At 58.6% G+C, this 24,305-nt stretch carries 23 protein-coding genes and 1 riboswitch; of the genes, 11 read left to right on the forward strand and 12 right to left on the reverse strand.

Going from position 1 to position 24,305, the window contains the following annotated elements:
• Window positions 1-93: 93 nt before the first annotated feature.
• The 3 genes from HFD97_RS13520 to HFD97_RS13530 form a co-directional block, all read right to left on the reverse strand.
• A complete protein-coding gene (locus tag HFD97_RS13520; RefSeq protein WP_167432145.1) occupies window positions 94-387 on the reverse strand; it encodes a hypothetical protein in 294 nt (97 codons plus the stop codon).
• Between the two features lie 287 nt (window positions 388-674).
• Window positions 675-2,288 carry a malate dehydrogenase (quinone) gene (gene mqo / locus HFD97_RS13525; RefSeq protein WP_167432144.1) on the reverse strand — a complete coding sequence of 538 codons (1,614 nt, stop codon included), beginning with the start codon at window positions 2,286-2,288 and terminating at the stop codon, window positions 675-677.
• 510 nt (window positions 2,289-2,798) lie between these two features.
• A complete protein-coding gene (locus HFD97_RS13530; RefSeq protein WP_150030142.1) occupies window positions 2,799-3,254 on the reverse strand; it encodes a carboxymuconolactone decarboxylase family protein in 456 nt (151 codons plus the stop codon).
• A 57-nt stretch (window positions 3,255-3,311) separates the two neighbouring features.
• Between HFD97_RS13530 and HFD97_RS13535 the strand changes: the two genes are divergently transcribed.
• A complete protein-coding gene (locus HFD97_RS13535; RefSeq protein WP_167432143.1) occupies window positions 3,312-4,757 on the forward strand; it encodes a PLP-dependent aminotransferase family protein in 1,446 nt (481 codons plus the stop codon).
• Here the strand turns inward: HFD97_RS13535 and HFD97_RS13540 are convergent.
• The gene (locus HFD97_RS13540; protein WP_009087958.1) at window positions 4,747-4,989 is read right to left on the reverse strand and encodes a DUF1158 domain-containing protein; all 243 of its coding nucleotides are present in this window, start codon (window positions 4,987-4,989) and stop codon (window positions 4,747-4,749) included. The two genes, HFD97_RS13535 and HFD97_RS13540, sit on opposite strands and share 11 nt — an antisense overlap.
• A gap of 317 nt (window positions 4,990-5,306) precedes the next feature.
• Between HFD97_RS13540 and mntP the strand changes: the two genes are divergently transcribed.
• Complete coding sequence (mntP, locus tag HFD97_RS13545) at window positions 5,307-5,882, forward strand: manganese efflux pump MntP (RefSeq protein ID WP_167432142.1); 576 nt, start codon at window positions 5,307-5,309, stop codon at window positions 5,880-5,882.
• Window positions 5,883-5,999: 117 nt separating this feature from the next.
• Window positions 6,000-6,077, forward strand: coding sequence for a stress response protein AzuC (gene azuC / locus HFD97_RS22495; protein ID WP_150030152.1), 78 nt, complete (start codon window positions 6,000-6,002; stop codon window positions 6,075-6,077).
• Window positions 6,078-6,156: 79 nt separating this feature from the next.
• On the opposite strand, the gene HFD97_RS13555 is transcribed toward azuC, so the two are convergent.
• Window positions 6,157-7,047, reverse strand: coding sequence for an alpha/beta fold hydrolase (locus tag HFD97_RS13555; RefSeq protein ID WP_167432141.1), 891 nt, complete (start codon window positions 7,045-7,047; stop codon window positions 6,157-6,159).
• Between the two features lie 579 nt (window positions 7,048-7,626).
• Here HFD97_RS13555 and HFD97_RS13560 point away from each other — a divergent pair.
• The 4 genes from HFD97_RS13560 (at window position 7,627) to HFD97_RS13575 (ending at window position 12,436) form a co-directional block, all read left to right on the forward strand.
• The gene (locus HFD97_RS13560) at window positions 7,627-8,559 is read left to right on the forward strand and encodes an SMP-30/gluconolactonase/LRE family protein (protein WP_167432140.1); all 933 of its coding nucleotides are present in this window, start codon (window positions 7,627-7,629) and stop codon (window positions 8,557-8,559) included.
• A 38-nt stretch (window positions 8,560-8,597) separates the two neighbouring features.
• The gene (locus HFD97_RS13565) at window positions 8,598-9,953 is read left to right on the forward strand and encodes an MFS transporter (RefSeq protein ID WP_058956913.1); all 1,356 of its coding nucleotides are present in this window, start codon (window positions 8,598-8,600) and stop codon (window positions 9,951-9,953) included.
• Window positions 9,954-10,140: 187 nt separating this feature from the next.
• Window positions 10,141-11,052 carry an alpha/beta fold hydrolase gene (locus HFD97_RS13570; protein ID WP_167432139.1) on the forward strand — a complete coding sequence of 304 codons (912 nt, stop codon included), beginning with the start codon at window positions 10,141-10,143 and terminating at the stop codon, window positions 11,050-11,052.
• Window positions 11,045-12,436 carry a hypothetical protein gene (locus HFD97_RS13575; RefSeq protein WP_167432138.1) on the forward strand — a complete coding sequence of 464 codons (1,392 nt, stop codon included), beginning with the start codon at window positions 11,045-11,047 and terminating at the stop codon, window positions 12,434-12,436. The genes HFD97_RS13570 and HFD97_RS13575 overlap by 8 nt, the downstream gene beginning before the upstream one ends.
• A gap of 21 nt (window positions 12,437-12,457) precedes the next feature.
• Here the strand turns inward: HFD97_RS13575 and HFD97_RS13580 are convergent, their stop codons facing one another.
• The gene (locus HFD97_RS13580) at window positions 12,458-13,810 is read right to left on the reverse strand and encodes an MFS transporter (protein ID WP_167432137.1); all 1,353 of its coding nucleotides are present in this window, start codon (window positions 13,808-13,810) and stop codon (window positions 12,458-12,460) included.
• 169 nt (window positions 13,811-13,979) lie between these two features.
• Complete coding sequence (locus HFD97_RS13585; protein WP_009087945.1) at window positions 13,980-14,882, reverse strand: GntR family transcriptional regulator; 903 nt, start codon at window positions 14,880-14,882, stop codon at window positions 13,980-13,982.
• 137 nt (window positions 14,883-15,019) lie between these two features.
• Between HFD97_RS13585 and HFD97_RS13590 the strand changes: the two genes are divergently transcribed.
• Complete coding sequence (locus HFD97_RS13590) at window positions 15,020-16,048, forward strand: zinc-binding alcohol dehydrogenase family protein (protein ID WP_167432136.1); 1,029 nt, start codon at window positions 15,020-15,022, stop codon at window positions 16,046-16,048.
• Window positions 16,049-16,065: 17 nt separating this feature from the next.
• Here the strand turns inward: HFD97_RS13590 and HFD97_RS13595 are convergent, their stop codons facing one another.
• Window positions 16,066-16,986 (reverse strand): nucleoside hydrolase, encoded by a 921-nt coding sequence (locus HFD97_RS13595; protein ID WP_167432135.1) that lies wholly within the window; start codon window positions 16,984-16,986, stop codon window positions 16,066-16,068.
• Between the two features lie 128 nt (window positions 16,987-17,114).
• Window positions 17,115-17,190: riboswitch (Fluoride riboswitch) on the forward strand.
• An 87-nt stretch (window positions 17,191-17,277) separates the two neighbouring features.
• Between HFD97_RS13595 and crcB the strand changes: the two genes are divergently transcribed.
• The gene (gene crcB, locus HFD97_RS13600) at window positions 17,278-17,655 is read left to right on the forward strand and encodes a fluoride efflux transporter CrcB (RefSeq protein ID WP_150030137.1); all 378 of its coding nucleotides are present in this window, start codon (window positions 17,278-17,280) and stop codon (window positions 17,653-17,655) included.
• A gap of 117 nt (window positions 17,656-17,772) precedes the next feature.
• Window positions 17,773-18,588: a sugar phosphate isomerase/epimerase gene (locus HFD97_RS13605; RefSeq protein WP_058956919.1), complete on the forward strand. Its 816-nt coding sequence runs from the start codon at window positions 17,773-17,775 to the stop codon at window positions 18,586-18,588.
• On the opposite strand, the gene HFD97_RS13610 is transcribed toward HFD97_RS13605, so the two are convergent.
• The 3 genes from HFD97_RS13610 to HFD97_RS13620 form a co-directional block, all read right to left on the reverse strand.
• Window positions 18,585-19,190 (reverse strand): alpha/beta hydrolase, encoded by a 606-nt coding sequence (locus HFD97_RS13610; RefSeq protein WP_244319813.1) that lies wholly within the window; start codon window positions 19,188-19,190, stop codon window positions 18,585-18,587. The two genes, HFD97_RS13605 and HFD97_RS13610, sit on opposite strands and share 4 nt — an antisense overlap.
• 10 nt (window positions 19,191-19,200) lie before the next feature.
• On the reverse strand, window positions 19,201-20,142 hold the full coding sequence (locus tag HFD97_RS13615; RefSeq protein ID WP_167432134.1) for a glutathione S-transferase family protein: 942 nt from the start codon (window positions 20,140-20,142) through the stop codon (window positions 19,201-19,203).
• Window positions 20,143-20,241: 99 nt separating this feature from the next.
• Window positions 20,242-21,141 carry a LysR family transcriptional regulator gene (locus tag HFD97_RS13620; protein WP_167432133.1) on the reverse strand — a complete coding sequence of 300 codons (900 nt, stop codon included), beginning with the start codon at window positions 21,139-21,141 and terminating at the stop codon, window positions 20,242-20,244.
• A gap of 140 nt (window positions 21,142-21,281) precedes the next feature.
• On the opposite strand from HFD97_RS13620, the gene HFD97_RS13625 reads away from it, so the two are divergent.
• The gene (locus HFD97_RS13625) at window positions 21,282-22,406 is read left to right on the forward strand and encodes a GNAT family N-acetyltransferase (RefSeq protein ID WP_167432132.1); all 1,125 of its coding nucleotides are present in this window, start codon (window positions 21,282-21,284) and stop codon (window positions 22,404-22,406) included.
• Here the strand turns inward: HFD97_RS13625 and HFD97_RS13630 are convergent.
• Window positions 22,403-24,235: an ABC transporter ATP-binding protein gene (locus tag HFD97_RS13630; protein ID WP_009087928.1), complete on the reverse strand. Its 1,833-nt coding sequence runs from the start codon at window positions 24,233-24,235 to the stop codon at window positions 22,403-22,405. The two genes, HFD97_RS13625 and HFD97_RS13630, sit on opposite strands and share 4 nt — an antisense overlap.
• Window positions 24,236-24,305: the final 70 nt, after the last annotated feature.

Genomic DNA, 24,305 nt, shown 5'->3' on the forward strand with positions numbered 1-24,305 from the left:
TTGTCGTCAGTGAATCATGAATAAAATAGTCAATTAAAAAAAGGGCTAAAACGATTAGCAGCGTATTAAGAATGACTCTATTTACCGACTTCATCACCACCAGCAGGTCAATCCATAAGTAAAGGCCGCACCTGCGGCGCCTGAAGCGGCTCCGGCGATCCATCCCGGTACCAATCCGATTCCAGGAATGATTACGCCTGCGCTTACTGAACCCAGTACTCCAGATGCTAATGCGGACTTGAACATATCTGTAGATAAATCTTTAACATTGCATTGGTAAAATTTTGCTGCCATAACCTGAGCAATCTCAAGATTTACAGCTAGCCTGTAAGATTCAGCGCCAGCACCAGAGACAAATATTACTTCTGAATGGTTTATTTCTTTCATACAAAATCCCTTTTTAAATAGTGAGCTCGGAAATTTAACAAGTGGCGATATAGCGAGATGTGATCAAGAGCTCATATTTTTATCGTAACTTTACGATTTTAAACAGGGGGAAAGAGTGAGTGGGCAATGGCGGATGGCAAGCTATCAGGCAAAGCTAAAATCGCAGGAAGGGATGCAAAGTATGTTCTGAAAACCAGACTGAAAGGGCTGGACCTGGTTAAAGTAACGAATCAAGCGCTTAAGGCCGCTCAGAGAGTCTGAGCGGCCTTTTTATCAGCGGTGCGGAATTACTTGCCGACAACGAACGCGGTTTCACGTCCTTCATCGTTTGCCGCCATCGGTGTCACCGGCGAGTAGTCGAGCTGCAGAATACGGCTGGTTTCGGCCAACACTTTCTCTGTCAGGGCCACGTCACCGTTCAGCTTACGGCCCCAGGAAGGGATGACGGCGCGGATTTTATTCTGCCATTCCGGCGTGGCCATCTGCTCAGGACAGACCTTATGCAGCAGTTCCAGCATAATCGGTGCCGCTGTCGAGGCGCCCGGTGAGGCGCCCAGCAGCGCTGAAATCGTCCCATCCTGTGAGGCGACCACTTCGGTGCCGAGGCGCAATACAGCACCCTCTTTCTCATCCTTCTTGATGATCTGCACACGCTGACCGGCCGTCACTAACCGCCAGTCCTCCTGCTTCGCCTGCGGCACATAGGCGCGCAGGGCGTCCATACGGTCGCGATCGCTTTGCAGCACCTGATCCATCAGGTATTTCACCAGATCGAAACTTTTCAGCCCCACTTTCACCATCGGCAGCATGTTGCTGCTGTTCAGAGAGGTGAACATATCCATCAGCGAACCCTGCTTCAGGAACTTGGTGGAGAAGGTGGCGAACGGGCCAAACAGCAGCACCTGCTTGCCATCCAGTACGCGGGTGTCAACGTGCGGCACGGACATCGGCGGTGCGCCGACGCTGGCTTTGCCATAGACCTTGGCCATATGCTGGGCTACCACCTGCGGATTTTCCGTCACCAGGAACGACCCCCCTACCGGGAATCCGGCGTAGCCGTTCGCTTCCGGGATACCGGCCTTCTGCAGCAGCGGCAATGCCGCGCCGCCAGCGCCGATAAAGATTTTGCCCGCTGTCAGCGTGCGGCGGTTGCCGCTGTTCAGACACTGCAGCGTCACCTGCCAGCGCCCGTCGGCGAGCTGCTTCAGGTCACGCACTTCCTGACGCAGACGCAGGCGGAAGTTCGCCTTCTTCTCTAAGGAGGCGATCAGCTGACGCGTTACTTCACCGAAGTTCACATCGGTGCCCATCTCCGTCCAGGTCGCGGCCACTTTCTGACGACGATCGCGGCCATTCATGACCAGCGGGATCCAGCGCGCAATCTGCTGCGGATCTTCGGAGTAGGCCATGCCCCGGAACAGGGTGCTTTTCTGCAACGCCTGATAGCGTTTGCGCAGGAATTCGACGTTGTCGTCTCCCCAGACAAAACTCATGTGTGGCGTGCTGTGAATAAAGCTTTTGGGATTGCGCAGGTTGCCTTTCTGGACCTGATATGCCCAGAACTGGCGGGAAATCTGGAACGATTCGTTGATCGTCACCGCTTTAGAGATGTCGATGCTGCCATCCGCCTGCTGCGGCGTATAGTTCAGCTCGGCCAGGGCGGCATGACCGGTGCCGGCGTTATTCCAGCCGTTGGACGACTCCTCGGCCACGCTGTCCAGCCGCTCCACCATTTCGATGGACCAGTCCGGCGCTAAATCCTGCAGCCATGCACCGAGGGTAGCGCTCATCACACCTGCGCCAATCAGCAGCACGTCAACGTCTTTGCGCTCCTGCGCGATAGTGGTGTCCTTTGCCATGGCACTCATCGCGAGCGCAAGGTTTACAGCTGAATTGCACATGAGGCGACATCTCCTCTTCTGTTGACCTGAAGCCCAACAGTTTTGCAGGCGAAATAGTCACGCTTCTTGCGAGCGCGTTGCGCTATTTCTCAAAGGTTAAGTCTCAGGTATAGGTTAAAGCGGTGATAACGGGTTAACTGCACGTTATGCTTTGTCATCCGAATATAACATTCTCACCCCTGAATTAAACATTTGTTTATTTTTTAAATGCAGAAATGATTCAGCATAAGAATTAATCATCAGCATGGCTGCGCGATTAGGGATTTTTTATTGTTAAGTCAGAGGGTTAACCCGGAAATGATGTTGCGGAAAAGCGCCATGATGGTGCAACGGCAGAATCGATATGAACGGTGCGGAATTATTTAATTATCTGAATTTTAGCGATTTATTATGCAATGCGGAATAGTTTGAATTGTCGACAAAGCAGCCAGATAGGTTCTTGTGTAAAAAAAATGTTACATTTTTGTGAGTCTGAAAATGCGCGCGCAGCGGCGCACGCATCGGTTTCACTTATGACGCATTCGCACTGGCAGGCAGCTTTTTCAGACTTATCGCCATGCGGTTGTAGGTGTTCATCAGGCCAATGGCGATGTTCAGATCGACAATCGCTTTGTCACTGAAGTGCTCCCTCAGCGCGGTATAACTTGTTTCCGGCGCGCCATGCTGTGCAATCAGCGTCAGGCACTCCGCCCACTGCAGGGCCGCTTTCTCTTTTTCACTGAACAGAGTGCCGGATTCGTGCCAGACCGACGTCAGTACAATTTTATCCCAGCCGATCCCCGCCTTGTTCAGCGCTTTTGTATGCATATCAATGCAGTAAGCGCAGCCGTTAATCTGCGATATGCGCAGGAACAGCAGTTCCAGTAAAGTGAGCGGCAGATCGGTTTGTGACAGATAACCGTATACGCCGCTCAGTGCTTTCATGCCTGCCGGTGCTGCCTGGTGAAAATCGATACGTTCGCTCATCTTATTGCCTCCTGGGATTGATGAGGCGATTTTCGGCCTTTGAATGGAGCAGATAAAGTGCCAAAAAATGAGAGTCTGACTGGTCCATCCCCCCTTTTCTCGCTGACGCTGCAGCGCGGTACGCCGCGTGGGCTGAGCGAACAGCTGCGCCAGCTGATTGAGCAGGCGATTGGTGAAGGCCGTTTACAGCCGGGGGCGCGTCTGCCTTCCTGTCGCGATCTGGCCGCACAGCTCGGTGTTGCCCGCGGCACCGTCCGTGCCAGTTATGACATGCTGGCTGATGGTCAGTTTCTGGAGACCCGGGGCGCGGCGGGCACCTTCGTCAGCACTTTACCGCCATTAAAACCGGCCCGCTCCGATGCCGGGTGCCTTCCGCCGCACTCTGCAGGAATCGAGGCGTTTGACGCGCCGCCGCTGACCTTCCAGATGGGGACGCCCGCCAGCGATGCGTTCCCGGCCAAAGTCTGGCTGCGCATCCTGCAGCGGCAGGCGCGAATGCAGGTCAGCCGGCCAGCCAGCTATCCCGATCCGCGTGGCAGTCTGGCACTGCGTCAGGCACTGGTGGCCTATCTGGCGGTGGCGCGCGGTCTGCGCTGTCAGGCGGAGCAGATCATGATTACCAGTGGCTATGCAGGCGCGATGGGGCTGATTGGCCTGGCGATGGATTTTCAGGGCAAAACCGCCTGGCTGGAAGATCCCGGATTCTGGCTGGCGCGCGGCGCGGTGGAAGCGTTGCGGATCAGCCCGGTTGCGGTGCCGGTCGACGAGGAGGGGATGCAGGTCGCTGCCGGGGTGACGCGTGCGCCGGACGCCGCTTTCGCGCTGGTGACGCCGGGCCAGCAGGCACCGCTTGGCATGACGATGAGCCTGGCGCGCCGCCATGCCCTGCTTGAGTGGGCCAGCCGCGAACAGCGCTGGATTATTGAAGATGACTATCTGGGTGAGCTCCAGCCTGGTCATCGCGCCGCACCAGCGCTGGCTGCCCTCGACAGCGAGGGACGGGTCCTGCATATCGGCACGTTCAGCAAGACGCTGACGCCACAGCTGCGGCTCGGTTTTATGGTGGTGCCGCCCGCACTGGCTGCCCGGTTCGGTGAGGTGTGTGCGTTACTGGCACCGGCATCGGCAGGATTGCTGCACAATGCGGTCGCGGAGTTTCTGCGGGAAGGTCACTTCATGCGGCATCTGCGGCGGATGAAGCGTGTGTATCACGAGCGGCTGGAGCAGATGGTTGCCGCGCTGCACCCCCATTTTCCGGACCTGCAGCGCGCCGGGCTGGCGGTGATCGTTCGCCTGCCCGCCGGTTCCCCGGACCAGCTTATTGCTCAGCAGGCGGCAGAGTGGGGGATGGCACCCTCGCCGCTGTCAGTCTGGTATCAGGATGCGGATCAGCGCCGCGCAGGCCTGTTGCTGGGCGCGGCACATCTGCCGCGCGAAGGCTATGCCCGCAGCGCCGGACAACTAAAAGCGCTGGTGGACGCACATTGTGCCGTCAGGCCCTGAACCAGCGACGCCAGACAAAGCGGATAACGAAAAACTCCAGCGCGCCCAGCAGTAAAAACCAGATGCAGAACACGACCGTGTAAAGCTGATTGAGATCCTGCAGATGGAATAGCTGCAGCAGATGCTGCGCCACGGTCAGGCTGAAGGCGGGGGCGGGCAGCAGCAGCGCCGAGAGAAAACCCAGCAGCAGAATGCCACCAGGCACGATCAACGTTTCAAAAGGGTTATTCATTACCGGTATCCCATCATTATCAGCCCGGCATTTTCCGGTAATTGGCCGCGCGGTTCAATGGCGGTGTCGGGCGCAAAGGCGAACGGAGCGGGGATTCAGGCACTCAGAGTGGCCAGAAAACGCTTTGCCACCATCGACTTAGGTCCATTCATAGCGGAAGTTAAGAGTTATAGCCTTTGCTATACTTAAATCCCTGATTTTGCTGTCTTTTTATCTGCGGGTTTGCATGATAGACTGCGCGCACTTTTTCATAACTGAACACTTTGTGTGGTGAATTCAGCGTGAATAGCCGCTTTTTCGCCCCAGGTGAATAAATCATGACCTTTATTGCTACGTTAATTCTTGCGCTGGGTATGTCGATGGACGCATTTGCTGCTGCGCTGGGCAAAGGTGCGACGCTGCATCGTCCTGGTTTTAAAGAAGCGCTGCGCACCGGTCTGATTTTCGGCTCTATTGAAGCACTGACCCCGCTGATTGGCTGGGCACTCGGCCTGGCAGCCAGCCGTTACATCATGGCGTGGGACCACTGGGTCGCGTTTACACTGCTGGCGTTCCTGGGTGGCCGTATGATGCTGGAAGGCTTCCGTCAGACCGCGGTCGCCGAACCCTGTGAAGCGCCAAAAAGCCACGGCTTTGTAGTACTGGCGACCACTGCGGTAGCCACCAGCCTTGATGCGCTGGCGGTCGGCGTTGGCCTGGCCTTTTTACAGGTGAATATCATCACCACCGCGCTGACGATTGGTGCCGCGACCACGGTGATGGCGACGACCGGTGTCCTGGTCGGGCGCTTTATTGGTCCGGTGCTGGGTAAATGGGCGGAAGTGCTCGGTGGCCTCGTCTTAATTGCTGTTGGTTCCACTATTCTGCTGCAGCATCTCGGCTACACCGCATAGGTTTTATGGCGCGGGAAGCCGCATTTTTGTGATCGGGTTCAAATTTATTTGCTGTTAAAACGCACAGAAGATATACTTTTTCAGTATATCTTCAACTTAATTTGAATCAGGTGCTCCATGAAACGCATTTTCAAATACGTTTTCCGTGCTTACGTTGAGACGTTCAAACACGTACCGCCGGGTGCCATGTCCTGAGCACCCCGCAGGAAACCCTCGATAATCGCGGTCAGGGATCGACCGGTGATTATCACCTCTCTGTTTTGCTTCCGCTGATTTAATTCCCTTTTTCTGCGCCTGAGGTGTTTTCAGGTTGTAGCAGAAAACGCTGCAGTTCAGCTGTGACTTCTTCTGGTGCTTCCTCTGCCATGTGGTGACCACAGGCTATCGATTTACCATGAACGTCTTGCGCCCACGTTTTCCATATACCTACGACGTCACCATACAAATCCTCAAGATCATCATATTGAGACCATAAACAGAGCGTCGGACATTTGATCAGCCTTCCTCTCTGACGATCCTGAAGCTCATGTTCTTTATCAATGCTAAGGCCCGCACGATAGTCTTCGAGCATCCCATGTATAACTTCCGGATCATGAATAGCTTGTCTGAACTCAAGATATTCATCATCACCCATTGTTGCGGGCTGGCCTCCATACCATTTGTCAGGATCGGCCAGTATTGCCCGCTCCGGTTTTTCAGGCTGAGCAAAGAAAAACCAGTGATACCACTGTCGGGCAAACTTTTCATTACATCGGTTGAGCGCTTCAAGTATCGGAATGCAATCAAGTACGGCAAGCCGTGTGATTCGCTCTGGATAGTCAAGAGCAGCTCTGTAAGCTGTATAACTTCCTCTGTCATGTCCGACAATTGCAAATTGTTCAAAACCAAGCTGACTCATCAACTCGATACAATCTTTTGCTTTAGCTCTTTTAGAAGAACCTGCATGGTTGGGCTGATCAGCGGGTTTTGATGATTTGCCAAATCCCCGCAAATCAGGACATACGACCGTAAAGAATCTGGCTAGCTCCGGAGCCACTTTTGACCATGTTACATGGGTCCTTGGGTGACCATGCAATAAGAGAACCGGTGGCCCATTCCCCCCATAGCGTACATTGAGCGCTGCTTCTGAAAGGCTGATTTGCGTATGCATAAACCCTTCAAACATGTGCGATCCTCCTCAGTGAGGGTGATTCTAGTAGGCGTTATTTAACCATATACCTTTACTGTGAATGATGATGACCAGAAATGCACAGCTCATCGGCGACTTTGTATCTGTATACGTCAGTTATATAACTAAGGGACAAATCATCCTTTCGCACTCAACCGGCCCTAAGTTCCAGCACATCTGTCAGGCCACAAAAACCCGTTTTGCGCTTACCCACACATGCAACCAGCACCGCCAGCAGGTAATTATCCTCACCCGGCTTCCAGGCATACCCGCCTTTCTCTGCTGGACTAAACCCTCCGCTTCCCGGTCTGCGGTTACTGATCCTGCCAGGACGCGTCTGCGTGAATTGTGAGTGATATCTTGTTTACATAATAAACAAGCTCATAACACTGGCATCAGCGCCAGTGTCGTCGATATAGTGATTTCATCATGTACACCTGAGTTTTACTTAGTAAAACAGACTGTGAGGCAGGCTATGTTCGCTGATGAGACACCGCTGATTCACCGCAGAGACGCACACATGCGCACGGATTGTATCAGCCGGGTTAAGGGATTCACTGAAAAGGACACCATTGTATGACTTATCTGACGCAGGCGGATGTCAGGGAGACATCAATTTTTACCCGGCTGCCCGACCACTTTCGTTCCCCTGATCGCAACAATGTCTGGGCTGCCGCCAATCGTGGAGGACAGCTTACCGACTCCTTCCTGGAAGGGCCGGTCTGGCACCCTTCCGGTTGTCTGTACCTGACCGATATCCCGTATGGCCGGATATTCCGGGTCGATATGGCAGGCAACTGGGAGCTCGTCGTGCAATATGATGGCGAACCGAACGGCATGAAACTCGTCGATCCGGATACCCTTTTGATTACGGATTATCATCACGGGTTAATGAAGCTCTCGCTTAAAACGCAGGACGTGACGCCGTGGCTGCCTCGCCGCCACAGTGAGAGCTTTCGCGGTGTGAACGATTTAACGCCCGACAGCCGGGGAAACCTCTATTTCACCGATCAGGGTCAGACGGGACTTCACGATCCGACTGGCCGTGTTTATCGTCTCAGTCAGGAGGGACGACTGGATATCCTGCTGGATAACTGTCCAAGCCCAAACGGGCTGGTTCTGTCGCCAGATGAAAAAGTGCTTTATGTCGCGATGACGCGCGGCAATGCCATCTGGCGCGTGCCGCTTCAGCGTGATGGGTCAGTCAGCAAAGTGAGTCAATATTTTACCTCGCACGGCCCCAGCGGTCCCGATGGACTGGCCATCAACGCACAGGGTGAGCTACTGATTGCCAACCCGGGGCTGGGTCGCGTCTGGCTGCTAAACGATCTGGCTGAGCCTGCCGAAATCCTCACCAGTCCCGCCGGACGCTCCACCACCAACCTCTGCTTTGGTGGCGAAAATTTACAGCAGCTGTTTATTACCGAATCGGTCAGCGGCAGCATTCTTACCTGTTCAATGAAGACGCCCGGCCATCCACTGTCCTTTATGTCCACTGCTTTTCTCTAAGAACAACTCTGCGTTCTCTGAACGCAGCGGAGGCACTCATGAATCTGCATACTGTAAGCACCGGCTCACCTGCGGAGCCGGAAACCGTGTCCGGCGATCGTGAAGAGATGAATCAAAAGGATTTTGAACAAAGTGAACAGGCAGCCGGTAAAGCGTTTCGCCGCATCCTGCCTTTTATTTTCATCTGTTATGTCGTCAGTTATCTGGATCGCACCAACGTCAGCTTCGCGGCGCTGGGCATGAATGCCGATCTGGGCATCACGGCTGAGCAGTTCGGATTCGGCGCCGGGATGTTTTTTATCGGCTATTTTCTGTTTGAAGTGCCCAGCAACCTGATCATGCAAAAAGTGGGTGCCCGTATCTGGATTGCCCGCATCATGATCTCATGGGGACTCATCTCCATGGCGACCGCCTTCGTATCCGGCCCCCTGAGCTTTGCCTTTGCCCGTTTTTGTCTGGGGGTGGCCGAAGCCGGATTCACGCCCGGTATTTACCTGTTCTTCACATACTGGTTCCCCGGAAGCTGGCGCGCAAAAATTACGGCCGCCTTTTTAGTCGGGATCCCCGTGGCCAATATCATCGGCGCTCCCCTGTCGGGGATGCTGATGCAAATCACCGGGCATGAACATATCCGTAACTGGCAGTGGCTGCTGCTGCTGGAAGGGTTCCCGGCGGTGATCCTCGGCGTGCTGTGCCTCTTCTTCCTTAACGACCGCCCGGAGAAGGCAAACTGGCTGAGCGACACGGAAAAGTCCCTGCTGAGCAGACGACTGAAGAACGAGCAACAGCAGATTGAAAAAGCACACGGCTCCAGCCTGCGCGATGCGCTGCGGAATCCGCTGCTTTATCTGCTGGCGTTTATTAACTTCTGCGGGATTGTCGGTTCGATCGGGGTGGGCCTGTGGATGCCGCAGATCATCCGCCAGCTTGGCGTCAGCCACACCACCACCGGTTTCCTGACCGCATTACCCTACATTTGTGCCGCGTTCAGCATGCTGTTCTGGGCCCGGCGGGCCAATGCCTCCGGACATCGCATACGCTGGATCAGTGGTGCACTCGTTATCGCCGCCTTTGCGCTGGCCTGCAGCGCCGTCGTGAATGAGCCCGTTCTGAAGATGCTGGCACTCTGCTTTACCGTCAGCGGCATTCTCGCTTTTCAGGCCTCATTCTGGGCTCTCCCTTCGGGCTTTCTTACCGGCAGCGCAGCCGCAGGCGGATTAGCCATGATCGTCTCTGTCGGGAATCTGGGTGGCTTTGTCGGCCCCTCCCTGATTGGCTATATCCGCCAGAGCAGCGGGGGATTTACCTGGGCACTGCTGGCGGTCTCTGCCGTGCTGCTGATTGGGGCGTTCTCCGTGGCATTAATCAAAGATCCCTATCGCAAAGCACAGTAAAAAGTGGGAAAAGGCGCGCTGGCGCCTTTTCCCCTCTCCGCGAATCCAGGGGCTGAAGACACGCTTTCCGGCGTCCCGCCTCCCCGCAAGAGACACGCTGAACTTTTCCTCGCCATGACACCGATAAACCGCCTCCCATCCGATCCCGGCCTACACTGAATTATTCTCCCTGAAACAGGAGCAGTGGATGAGCCAGAAGCAGCGACGAAAACAGGCAGCGATAGTGGCAGGCGTGGGATTAGGTGTGGCGGCCACCCTGTGGGGCATGAAACGCTGGCAGCAGCTGAAACAGACACCGCCGGTGTCACCGCGCAGCCACCATGCCGGCATGGCCGGTTACTTTCAGCAGGTGGGCGAGTGGCGGATGTTCACCCGGGTCACGCCCAATGAGGATAAGGGACTGCCGGTGGTGCTGATCCACGGACTGGTGATGTCAGGCCGGGCGATGGAGCCGCTGGCGCTGGCGCTGAGCCGCGACTATCACGTGCTGGTGCCCGACCTGCCTGGCTTCGGAGCCAGTACGCTGCCCGCTTCTGCGCCGGTGATGTCAGTCGACCAGCAGGCGGAGGCGCTCTGGTTATGGCTGCAGCACAACGGCTTTCAGCGCGCAATCTGGGTCGGTAACTCGTTTGGCTGTCAGATTCTGGCCGCGCTGGCGGTGAAGCATCCGCAGGCGGTGGCGGGGCTGGTGCTGCAGGGGCCGACGGTGGACCGCCATGCCCGCAGCCTGCCGCGTCAGCTGTGGCGCGACTGGCGCAATGGCCGGCTGGAAACCCGGCGACCGCCGGGGCCACTGGCCCGCATCGATTACGCTAAAGCGGGTCTGCGCCGCGCCTTTGGCACGATGCGTGAGATGATGCGCGACCACATCGAGCATCGCCTCACCTACATCAATGCGCCCACGCTGCTGCTGCGCGGCTCGCGCGATCCGGTCTGTCCGGCGCGCTGGCTGGATGAGCTTGCCGCGCTGATGCCGCACAGCGAACTGATCACACTGCGCGACGGCACGCACACCCTGCATTACGTCTATCCGTGGAGTTTCTGTCACGCCATTCGCCCGTTCCTGGCGCGCATTCAGCAGGAGAATCAGCATGAGTAAACCCCCGAAAGGTATTGCCCGTTTTGACTCCGCCGCAGCGATGCTGCTGGCGCTGGCGAATGCGCTGCACGATCGCCCCTTTGCCAGTCCCAGCCAGTCTCCGACGCTGGATCGGCTGCTGCCGTCACTGAACCGGCTGCCCACCGGACTGCGGGAGTGGGGCTACGCGCTGGGCGGGATGGCAGAGGGCATCAGCCTGCGCCAGGCGGGGGAGCTGGATGTGGAGGGCATCGCCGAATGGATGGTCAGTGAGTATCCCCAGCAGGATTATCCCGCCGCCTTTATCGGCTCGTCGAACGGTGCGCTGATGCATCTGGCGGCGGCGATGGGCGTGCCCTGGCTGCCACAAACCTTTCTCTGCCCGGTGCGGGCAACCAGCAACGATCCCGATGATGCGCAGGCAGGTTTTGAGGAGGGTAAAGAGATTGCCGCTGCGCTGCTCTCCGCCTGGCCGCGGCTGGCGGTTCACCATATGCAGGACCCCAATCAGGATCGGCTGATGCTGGACCAGATGCGCTATTTCCGGCTGAAACTGCGCGACCTGCCGCTGGCCTTTAACGAGTTCCTGATGGGCAGCCTGCCTGCCGGATCCACCCTGTTCATTAATCACTGTACCCGCCAGTGGCCGGTCACGCGCACCAGCGATCGCTCCTTCTTTCAGTTTGGCGCGCTCGGCGGGGCAACCGAGCAGGAGTATTTACAGGGTGGTCCGCGGGTTGCGGAGTATCTGGCACGTTATGGCGTTGACCGCGAGCGCTGGACACCGCCCGCCATCACCGATCGGGTGCCGGAAGCGGAGTGGGGGCTGGATGGCTATCTGATCTCGCCGCTGAAAAAGCTGGCGGAAGCCCAGAACTGGCGGCTGATGGAGATTCGCTATGAAGATCCGGAAGCGATGAGTTATGTGGTGGCAGAGATCTATCGCGACTGGTATCTGGCTGCCGGTATTTTACCGACCCGTCTGACGGTGGACAGTTTCCTGCTGATGGACCCGTGGAGCAGCATCCGGCAGCAGGCTATCCCGTTCTGGCTGGTGTTCTGCACCGAGCCGTCAGCGGCGGCCCTGCAACGCTTCCTGGAAAAACAGCCGCCGTTCCGCAATATCGACATGATGCTCTTTTCTCACGGCACCGACAGCATCGGACTGGCGGAGATTGATCGCTGGCGGGCGCTGCTGGCCCATGCCCGTGATGAGGGGGTCTTCATCGGCGTGGATGAAGAGCGGTTCCCGCGCGATTTTGCTACCTTTGCCCGCTTCGACTCGGCGCTGCGTGAAAGAGCACCGCTGCTGCCACCGCCACCGCCGCTCAGCACGGAGAAGGTGATCGCCGGTATTCAGCGTTACGGGGCGAAACATGGGGTTACGCTGACGACGCTGAGCTGACCGCCGCGCCGTCAGCGGGGGTTATTCACCGTCGGTGATCGGCTTACGCACCAGCAGCAGATAGGCGAGGGCGCCGATGAGCGTGACACAGGCGCAAATCATCAGTGCCAGGCTGAACGATTGGGTAGTGTCGAGCACCCAGCCAGTAATGACCGGCGCAAACGAGGCAAAGATAAAGCTGGCGAAGTTCTGAATGCTGCCGACCGAGGCGGTCATGCGCGCGGTAACGTTGGCGTGGATCAGCCCCCAGCACGACGTACCGGCAAAGTGGATAAAGAACAGCGCCATGCCGATCAGCGTCACGGCGCTGGTGGTGTCGGTCGCGCGGGTGACGACGGCGGTAAATCCGGCTGACAGCAGCATGCCGCTGACGATGCAGACTTTGCGGGTTTTCACCGCGTTAAACCCGCGGCGTACCAGCGTATCGACCACATAGCCATTCAGCAGCATGCCCGCCGCGCCGAACAGGAACGGAATCGCCGCCAGCAGGCCCGTGCTTTTGAGATCGAGGTGATAAGTCGACTGCAGATAGCCCGGCAGCCAGGCGATATAGAGCCAGGCGGTGTAGTTAATGCCGCTGAAGCCAATCATCATGCCCCACATGGTGCGCTGCTTAAACAGGCCGCGCCACTCCCTGAAGCTGATCGGCTCTTTGCGTGACGCCACGCTGCCCGACTGCAGATAGTGGATCTCTTCGGCGCTCAGGGTGCGGTTATCGCGGTCGCGATAGACCATGTACCAGCCAATGGCGAGGAAGATGCCGAGGATGCCGATGGTGACAAACATCCCCCGCCAGCCCATCACCAGCATCATCGCCGCCAGAATCGGCGGTGCAACCGACAGCCCGATCATTGAGGCGGCGTTAAACATCCCCATCGGCATGCCGCGATCTTTGATATTGAACCAGTCGTTGATCACTTTGACGCCGCACGGGTTCATCGGCGCTTCGCCAATGCCAAGGCCGATGCGCACCAGCACAAACTGGGTGAAGTTGTGCACCAGGCCAGAGGCCGCCTGAAACAGTGACCAGATGAACATGCCGATGCCGAGCATGATGCGCGGCCCTTTGCGATCCAGCAGCGCACCGCACGGCAGCTGCGCCAGACCATAAGCCAGCGAAAAAGCGGAGAGCAGAACGCCGATTTCGGTGGCGCTCAGTCCCATCTCCTCGCGGATAGTCATATTGGCCACCGACAGCGAGCTGCGATCCAGATAGTTGATGACGGCCGCAAACAGCAACAGCAGCATCGCGGTGATCTGAATCTTACGGATGCGCGGTGAGCGCACCACGTCGCTGCGCATGGGCACGAAATCCTGGTCTGGTGTCATCTCACCGGACGCGCGATCACGGCCGGATACTGAGGTCTTTTCCATTGCACTCTCCCGAAACTGGCTGGTTATCGTTATGGTGAGAAGGGTCTGCGCGCAGCGGCAAAAGGCCGCCGTGACGTTACCGTCGAGACTAAGAGCAAAGGGAAAAGGATGTTGCAAAGATGTTTCTGAAGCGTGCGGGAGCTAATGCTTTGTGGTTTTTAATCGGTTTTTAATTGTACTGGCTGATTGATCGCACCATGGAGGTTTTTGCGGTGGCCAGATGGTTGTGCAGGGCGCAGAGCGCGTCGACATCCTGACGGCCAATCAGCGCGGTCAGAATCGCCATATGCTCCTCCAGCGCCACGATATTGCGCTGCTTAAGATCGCTCTCATCCCACTGATAGTGCGAATGAAAGATCACCGAGATGATCTCCAGCGACTGATTAAAGAACGGATTGCTGGCGGCGGATAAGATCAGGGAATGCATCTGCCGATCCAGCGCGGCAAAGTGGCGATAGTTGCTGGCGATGGTGTCGCGCATCGATCGATGGCGATCCAGCAGATCCCGCGCCTGAACCCAGCGCTCATCACTGGCGGGCAGATTCAGGAAGCGGCTCAGGGCGTGGGTCTCCAGCATCTCGCGCAGTTCAAACAGCTTCTCCGCGTAGTCCTGGGTGAATTTCTTCATCCGCCACTGGCCGCGTTTAACCGGCTCCAGCAGGTCATAGCGCATAAAACGCAGCAGAAATTCACGCACCACGACCGGACTGACCTTCACCTGCTGCGCCAGCTGCAGTTCGCTGAACGTGTCACCCGGCACCAGCTGCCGCTGGTTAATCAGATTAAAAAACATCTGCTCTACGTGGCTGGCCTGCTGCTCAATCGGCGGCGTAACGGCGCTGAAACTGTCCTCTTCGCGCGGCTCGCGCACGATAACCCAGGTCTGTTCAACCTTATCCAGTACGCCGCACTGATGCAGGTAGTGCAGGGTATGGCGCACCGTGGTCCGGCTGATATTGAACATCTCCGCCAGCGCCGCCTGTGGCGGCAGCGGTGAGCGAATATGGCGCTGAGCAATACTTTCCAGCATCTGGTTAACCACGTTCTGACGCAAATTCTGGCTGCGGCTCATCGCACTCTCCGGTTTTTTATGCATTAAAAACCATTCAGAGCCCAAAAAAACCGTGGTGCTTCACACTTCCGGCAAGCGAGACCCGCGTCCGCTGCCGGATTCGGCATAACTGCCTGCAGGACAACCGGAGACTCACCATGACAACAATGAAAGCACTGGTCATCGCTGAACCACGCAGAATGGTCTGGGCCACCCGCGACAGGCCAGCGCCCGCCGCGGGCGAGGCGCTGATTAAAATTCTCACCGCCGGGATCTGCGGAACAGATATTCACGCCTGGTCCGGCAATCAGCCTTTTTTCAGCTATCCCCGGGTGCTGGGCCATGAAATCTGTGCGGAGGTGGTCGCGCTGGGCCGTGGCGCTGAAGGTGTTCAGCCGGGCCAGCGGGTGGCGCTTATGCCCTACATCGCCTGCCTGCACTGCGACGCCTGCCAGAGCGGTAAAACCAACTGCTGTGAGCAGATCTCCGTGATTGGCGTCCATCAGGATGGGGGATTCAGTGACTACTTAAGCGTGCCGGTCAGCACGCTGCTGGCGGTGGATGAAGTGACACCGGAGGCGGCTGCGCTGATTGAGCCGTTTGCCATCAGCGCGCATGCGGTGCGTCGGGCTGGCGTGACCGCTGATGAGCAGGTGCTGGTGGTGGGTGCAGGGCCGATTGGCCTGGGCGTGGCTGCCATTGCCGCTGCCAGCGGTGCGCAGGTGATTGTGGCGGACACCAGCGCATTTCGTCGTCAGCATGTCGCTGACCAGCTTGGCCTGGTGGCGCTGAACCCGGCAGACGCGGCATTCGATGCCGCGTTGCGCGAGCAATCGGGCGGGCGGCTGCCGCTGAAAGTGATCGACGCCACCGGCAACCCGGCGGCCATGAACAACGCGGTCAGCCTGATACGGCACGGCGGCACGGTCGTCTATGTCGGCCTGCACAAAGGCGATCTGGTGATCCCGGACAGTGAGTTTCACAAAAAAGAGGCCACCCTGCTCGGGAGCCGCAACGCCACCCGCGAAGATTTTGATCGGGCCTGCTCCCTGATGGCCAGCGGTCAGCTGCGCGCCAGTATGATGCTGAATCACTCTCTGGCGTTCTCCACGCTGGATGAAACCTTTGAACCGCAGGTCATCAACAATCGCGAACTGATCAAAGGCGTGATTCATTTCGACCGGTAACGCGGCCAGCCAGCGCGTCAGGGCGCGGTGAGGGTGTTAAAGAAGTGCGCCCGCACCGCGTCAGCATCCACGCCGAGCGCGATGCGCTGGGCGGGCAGACCGGCAAATGGGTCCTGCCGGGAGGCCAGTGCGCTCAGCCTGCGCACCGTCTGACCGCAGGCGATCCCTTCGGTGATCACCCGCAGCGGGCTTTCGGCCAGGGTAAACGCCTCTGGCAGACTCAGCCATGCCACCGCCAGGGTGTCGTGCAGCGCCATGCCGTTAAATCCCTCTTTCGCCAGACTGTAAGCCAGGTAAGGGCGACAGATGGCGCTCAGCACCGGCTGATTCAGCCGCTGAACCTCTTCGCCGGTGATCAGGACCTTGTGGGTAACATCCAGCGGGATCACCACCACGTTCAGCGCCGAGGTGAGCACCTGATCGGCAGCATGCGGATCTTTCCAGATATTAAATTCGCTGAAGGGCGTCACGTTGCCACTGTGTCCCCCGCTGCCGAACGTACCGCCCATGATCACCAGCTCTTTCACCAGCGGAATAATGTCGGGTGCCTGATTAATGGCCGAGGCGATGTTGGTCAGCGGACCGATCGCCACCAGGGTAATCTGATGCGGCTGTGCCCGTACGCTGTCGATAATAAACTGCACTGCGCCGGGGGCCTGATCGCTACAGCTGTTTTCAAACGCATCACCCAGCCCGTCCTGACCGTGCAGGGTGGCGGGGGCCGACGGGGCCTGGGCCAGCGGCCGCGCGCAGCCGCGATAAACCTCTGCGTCGATCGCCATCTTCTGGCAGAACAGCCGGGCATTTTTCACCGCCTGACCCACCGCCACGTTGCCGAAAACGGTGGTAATGCCCAGCAGATGCTGGGTGCGCGCCGCATAAGCCAGCGCAAAAGCATCATCCACGCCGATATCAGTATCAAAAATCAGGGTTCGCATCGCCTCTCCGTCACCGACTCTCATCCCTCAGCATTACCCCGCACGCGGCGTGGGCGTCAAGCATTTACGCCAGCCGGGCCGGTTTCCCGGCGCAAGGTTGCCAGCCTGAAACGGGCGTCGTATTATCACCGGCTCAAGGTGATGGCGTGCCACCTTTCCCAACCGCCGGTGGGCTTAACACTGGCTGATGACGCCTGACACTCAATCCTTTCGCGGGAGCTGAGGCGTCAGGCGCAGTTTATCTCTGCCTCTCCTCTCAGCCCGGCATTAATCTGTAATCAGGAGCAAGTTATGTTGAAACCGTTACTGGCGGTGATGATCGGCGGCTCGGCCGGCTGTGTGCTGCGCTGGCTGTTCGCGATGCGCTTTAATGCGCTCTTTCCCAATCTGCCACCCGGCACGCTGCTGGTGAATCTGATCGGCGGGCTGGTGATTGGCGGTGCGATGGCCTGGTTTATTCGCCACCCCGACATCGACCCGATCTGGAAACTGCTGATCGTCACCGGCCTGTGCGGCGGGCTGACCACCTTCTCCTCCTTCACGGCAGAATTAATGGTGTTGCTACAATCAGGTAAGTATCTCTGGGCGATGGCCAGCGCGCTGGTGCATGTGATCGGTTCACTGCTGATGGCGTTTGCCGGTTTTGCGCTGGTGACGCTGCTGGGCTGAGCCGGTTAACCGGCCCCTGTGTGCCAGACAAACAGAGGGGTTCAGGTCACGCCCGTCACTTACCGGGGGCATGACCTGAACATCACCGATTATTCCGGACGATTAAGGAGCCGAGCAATGCGAACCAACCCCACCTTCCTTAACCTGGTGTTGTTAAACGGTGAACCCGGCCAGAAACTCCAGGCGGCGCGTGACGCCGGTTTCGATCAGGTGGAGATCTGGCGCGAGGATGTTGAGGCGTGCGAGGGCGGTGCGGCGGCGCTGGCTGAGATCGCGGCCCGGCAGGGACCCGGCTTTACCAACCTCCAGGTGCTGCGCGATTTCACCGGCGCACCCATGGCACTGCGCGCACAGAAGCGCGAAGAGCTGCGTCAGTTTATTCAGATCGCCCAGGCGCTGGGCTGCGATACCCTTCAGGCTCCGGCCAGCACCCGGGAAGATTGCTGTGCCGAACTGATCGATGATGACCTGCGCTGGATGGCCTCGGAAGCCGCGCGCTACAACATGCGCATTATGTATGAGCCGATGGCCTGGTGCAGTGTGGATAACACGCTGCCGCTGGCGTGGCAGCGGTTGCAGCGGCTCGACCAGCCGAATATCGGTCTGGTGGTTGACCTGTTCCATATCTGCGCGCGCGGGGGCGACGCCGCCCATCTGGATGGCATTCCGGCCGACCGCATTTATGAGGTGCAGCTGTGTGATATGGCCGCCGTTCCGGCTCAGGACAAACAGAGCCTGATGGCGATGGCGAAGCATCAGCGTCTGCTGCCTGGCGACGGCATTATCGACGTGGATCGCTTTGTCGATAAGCTCAAAAGCGCAGGCTATCAGGGGCCGCTGGGCATTGAAGTCTTCAACGACAGACTGAAACGCCTGCCGCCTGAGGTGGCGGCAGCGCAGGCCTGGCAGGCGTTAGACCGCTACCGGCGTTAATCCTGCAGGCACTGTCCGATAAAGGCGGCGGCGTGCATCGCGCCCGGACCTGAAATGGTGTGGCCAGTGGCCGGTTCAAAGCGCGCGTCGACCGGCACCCCGGCGGCTCTCAGTCGTGTCGCGGCCGATTCGCTCTCCTGCCACGGGATCACCTCATCGGACTGGCCGTGGATCAGCAGCGCGGGCACATGAGCCTGCGGAGTTAATTGACCCTCAACGGCCAGACGACCGGAAAAGGCGACCACGCCTGCCAGCGGATAACGGCCCGAGGCGAGCGCGTCCAGCGCCATAATCGACCCCTGTGAAAAGCCGACCAGCACCACATCCTGCCAGCGGTCGGCGAAGCCATGCTGCTCAACGATAGCGTTCAGGGTTGCGTCAAACGCGGCGCGTGCTGCCCGCACCCGGCCTGGCCGATTTTCTGGCGTCACGTCGGTCAGGCTGAACCACTGCCAGCCAAACCCTGCGGCAAAACGTTCAGGCGCATTGGGCGCGGCAAAAATCACATCCGGCAACAATGTCGCCCAGTGGTGGCCCAGCGGGGCCAGGTCATCGCCGTTACTCCCCACGCCATGCAGAAAAATCACCAGTGCCTTTGCCATCATTGCTCCTTTAAAAACCGTATTCGCTCATATCCGGGCCCGCCGGCACGATGCCGTTCGGGTTGAGCGCTTTGATCGAGTAGTAACCCTGTTTGATGTGATCGATGTTGACCGTCTCACGCACGCCGGAGACCGACAGCATGCTCTTAAGATAGCGGTTGAGCAGCGCATAGTCGCGTATGCGGCGCAGGTTGCATTTGAACAGGCCGTGATAGGCCACGTCAAAGCGGATCAGGGTCACAAACAGGCGAATGTCGGTTTCGGTCAGCCGTTCCCCCAGCAGAAACGTGCGGCCATCGCTCAATAGCGCCTCCAGCTCATCCAGCTGGCTGAAGACGTCGTTAAACGCCTGCTGATAGCTGATGGCGGTCGTGGCAAATCCGGCGCGGTAAACCCCGTTATTCAGGCGCGGATAGAGGCTCTCATTGAGCGCATCAATCTCAGCGCGCAGCGCGGCGGGATAGAGGTCGATGCGGTTATCGGCCAGATCGCCAAAGCCGCTGTTGAACATGCGCACGATATCTGCCGACTCGTTGCTGACAATGGTGCCGGTTTTCTTGTCCCACAGCACCGGCACGGTGGCCCGGCCCGTGTAATCGGGTGCCACGCGGGTATAGATCTCATGCAGGTACTGTGCGTTGTTCAGCGGGTCCTGCTGCGCGCCGGGAAAATCACCGAAGCGCCAGCCCTGAGCACCGAGCTGCGGCTCCACCACCGTAACGCCGACGAGCGACTCCAGCCCTTTGAGCCTGCGGGCGATCAGCGCACGTGACGCCCACGGGCAGATCAGCGCCACATAGAGATGGTAGCGGTCGGGCTCTGCCGGGAATGGTGTTGAGCCATCGCTGCTGATGAAGTCCCGGAAACCGGATGTCTGGCGGACGAAACCGCCCTGTTTATCGGTAGCCTGCACCGGATGCCAGTCACTACTCCACTTGCCTTCTACTAACATTGTGCGACTCCTCTGTTGAGATGAGAAGCAGCATAACTGATGACTAAAAGGCTGATAATCCGGTCCTGAAGACAATCATTTCTTCCATATTGGAAGAAATCAGAGGGGTGGAAAATGAATGAAATGGGTGACCAGGAAGTCGATAAGCAGGCGCGCCCGGTGGGGCAGATGGCGGGCGGGCGGATAAACCGCAAACAGACCCAGTGGCGGCGTCTCGAAGTTCTCCAGCAGCCGGACGATATCACCGCGTTGCAGCGCAGGGGCCGCGATAAATCCGGGCAGGCGCGCGATGCCCAGACCCGCGATAGCCGCCTGCAGACAGGCTTCGGTGTTGGCGAAGCGCAGACGGCCCTGCACAGGCACGGTCACGACCTCACTGTCGGAACCGGCAAACGGCCAGTGCCGGGGATCGCGAAAATTGGTGTCGATAATGCACTGATGCTGAGCGATCTCCTGCCAGTGCTGCGGGGTGCCGAACTGTTCAAGATAGGCCGGTGAGGCGGCGAAGCGCACATGAACCTCGCCCAGCCTGCGCGCCACCAGGCTGCTGTCGCTCAGGTTGCCGATACGGATCGCCATATCAAATCCTTCATCGACGATATTCACGGCCCGATCTGAAAAGCTGACGTCCAGCTCAATCAGCGGATAGCGGCGGGCAAAGGCGACCAGCACCTGAGAGAGCACCGCCGTGCCAAAGGAGCCGGGCGCGCTGATTTTCAGCCGGCCGGTCGGCGTCATGGCGCTTTCGCGCACGCTGGCATCCAGCGTCTCAAATGCGTCGAGCAGGTGTTTGACCCGTTCGTAATAGGCGCGCCCGACATCGGTCGGCGACAGGGCGCGGGTGCTGCGCTTAAACAGCTGCACGCCGAGCTGCTGCTCCAGCTTCGATACCAGCTTTGACGCCTGACTGCTGCTGGTGCCGAGACGTAACGCCGCCGCAGAAAAGCTGCCGGTTTCCAGCACCGTGACAAACATCCGGTCACAATCGAGTCGATCCATGGCGATGTCCTGTGGGATAAAGTCGCAGTATAGGGGCTGTGCTCAGCGGATGCAGCCTTCACTTTGCGTGCCTTAGCCCTTTCGCTGACGCGCAAAACCTGCTTGACTGCATCTCTGCCCGCCGTTGTCTGGAGTAATTCATGTCGCTGATTCAACTGAACTCGCTGACGGCGATTCCCGCCGCTGAGTGGGATGCCCTGTTGCCGGATGACCAGCCGTTTCTGCGCCACGCCTTTCTGCTCACGTTAGAAGAGAGCGGCAGCGTGCGGCCTGCATCGGGCTGGCAGCCTGATCATCTGCTGTGGCAGGAAAATGGCGTGACCCGCGCCGCGCTGCCGGGCTACCGCAAACGCCATTCTCAGGGCGAGTATGTCTTTGATCACGCCTGGGCGGATGCCAGCCAGCGCGCCGGGATTCGCTACTACCCGAAATGGCTGGGGGCGATTCCCTTCAGCCCCGTCAGCGGTGCCCGTCTGCTGGGTGATCCCTCTGCCGCCGCACACCTGCTGGCGGCCCTGCCTGAGCACCTGTTGCAGCAGGGCTTAAGCGGCGCGCACATCAACTTTACCGACGCGCAGGCCAATACCCTGCTGGCTGAGCAGCCCGACTGGCTGTCGCGGCTCGGCTGTCAGTATCACTGGCACAACCGGGGCTACCGTGATTTTCAGGATTTCCTCGATACGCTGATGTCGCGCAAGCGCAAACAGCTACGCAAAGAGCGTGAACAGGTGGCGCAGAGCGGCTTCGAATTTGACCGCTATCCGGGCCATCAGCTGCGGGAAGATCAGTGGGATTTTGTCTATACCTGTTACGCCAACACCTATGCGGTGCGCGGCCAGCGCCCCTACCTGACGCGGGATTTCTTCAGCCTGCTGGCGGAGCGGATGCCGCAGAATATTGTGGTGGTGATCGCCCGCTTACAGCAGCAACCGGCGGCGATGGCCTTTTATCTGCGTGACAGCAATACGCTTTATGGCCGCTACTGGGGCTGTCTGGCGGAGTTTGACCGGCTGCACTTCGAAACCTGTTTCTATCAGGGAATGGATCTGGCTCTGGATGAAGGGCTGGCGCGGTTTGATGCGGGTGCGCAGGGTGAGCACAAGCTGGTGCGCGGCTTTGAGCCGCAGATCACCCACTCCTGGCACTATCTGCTGCATCCCGGCCTGCGCGATGCCGTCGCCGATTTTCTGCAGCAGGAGCGGGAAGGCGTGCGCGGCTGGGCGGAAGAAGCGCGCGACGCCTTACCCTATCGGCGTGGCGATTAATCGACGCCGACAAATCCCCCGGTCTGATGCTGCCACAGCCGGGCATAGAGGCCGTTTTGCGCCAGCAGTTCCTGATGGCTGCCCATCTCGGCGATGCCGCCCTTATCCAGCACCACCAGCCGGTCCATCTTCGCGATGGTCGACAGGCGGTGCGCGATGGCGATGACGGTTTTACCCTGCATCAGCGACTCCAGACTCTCCTGAATCGCGGCTTCCACTTCTGAGTCGAGCGCCGAGGTGGCCTCATCCATGATCAGAATCGGGGCATCTTTCAGCAGTACGCGGGCGATCGCCACACGCTGACGCTGACCGCCCGACAGCTTCACCCCGCGTTCGCCCACGTGGGCGTCCAGGCCGGTGCGGCCCTGCGGGTCGGAGAGCAGGGGAATAAACTCGTCGGCGCGGGCGCGGCGGATCGCAAGCTGGAGCGCCTCTTCACTGGCGTCGGGACGGCCATAAAGCAGGTTTTCGCGGATTGAGCGGTGCAGCAGCGAGGTGTCCTGGGTGATCATGCCAATCTGGCTGCGCAGGCTCTCCTGCGTCACGCTGGCAATATCCTGATCGTCGATCACAATCCGGCCACCGTTCAGGTCATAGAGCCGCAGCAGCAGGTTAACCAGCGTCGACTTTCCGGCACCCGAGGGGCCAATCAGACCAATCTTCTCGCCGGGCTGAATGGTGAGGTTAAGGTGATTGATGACCTGACGACCGCCACCATAGTCGAAGCGCACATCTTCATAGCGAATCTGGCCGCGCGTCACCTTCAGCTGCTTCGCCTGCGGCGCATCCTGCACGCTCAGCGGCTGGGCGATGGTGTTCAGGCCATCCTGCACCATGCCGATATTTTCAAAGATGCCGTTGACGACCCACATGATCCAGCCGGACATGTTCACCAGGCGGATCACCAGACCGGTCGCCAGGGCAATCGCCCCGACGCTGATCAGCGACTGGCTCCATAGCCAGAGCGCCAGCCCGGAGGTGGAGACAATCAGCAGGCCGTTCAGCGCTGACAGCGTCAGATCCATGCTGGTGACCATGCGGCTGGCGTGCTGGGTTTTATCGGTCTGCTCCTGAATGGCCTCGCGCGCATACTGACGTTCCAGATCGCTGTGGGCGAACAGCTTGATGGTGGCGATATTGGTATAGCCGTCAACGATGGTGCCCATCAGCTTAGAGCGTGCTTCTGAGGAGACCACCGAACGCGCCTTGACGCGCGGCACAAAGAAACGCAGTGAGGCGCTGTAGGCTACCATCCAGAGGATCAGCGGGATCATCAGCCGCCAGTCGGCATCGGCAAACAGGATCAGCGAGGTCACGGCGTAGATCAGGACATGCCAGATGGCATCCACCAGCTGCACCGCCGAGTCGCGCAGTGAATTGCCGGTCTGCATGATGCGCTGGGCGATACGACCGGCAAAATCGTTCTGAAAGAAGTTGAGGCTCTGACGCAGCACGTAGTTGTGATGCTGCCAGCGGATCATACTGGTCATGCTCGGGCTGATACTCTGGTGCACCAGCATGTCGTGCAGGCCGATAAAGATCGGCCGCAGAATCAGCGCCACCGCCCCCATCCAGAGCAGCAGCGGCCAGTTATCCCGGAACAGCGTGGCGGGCGTGGCGTGATTGACCATATCAATGAGGCGGCTCAGATAGCCAAACAGCGACACCTCGATCAGCGCGGAGACCAGGCCTACCAGCAGCAGCGCCGCAAAACTGGGCCAGACCTGGCGCAGATAGTAGAGATAAAAGGGCCAGACCGTGGAGGGCGGTGAATCGGTCGGCGCGTCATGAAAAATATTGATAAAACGCTCAAAACGGCGATACAACATAGCGAGGCTCTTTTCATCCGGTAAAGAGCTACAGCTTAGTGCATGAACCCCATCCGGCTAACAGGAGAAA

This window comes from Pantoea sp. EKM103V (assembly GCF_011800365.1).
Taxonomy (GTDB): Bacteria; Pseudomonadota; Gammaproteobacteria; order Enterobacterales; family Enterobacteriaceae; genus Pantoea; species Pantoea anthophila.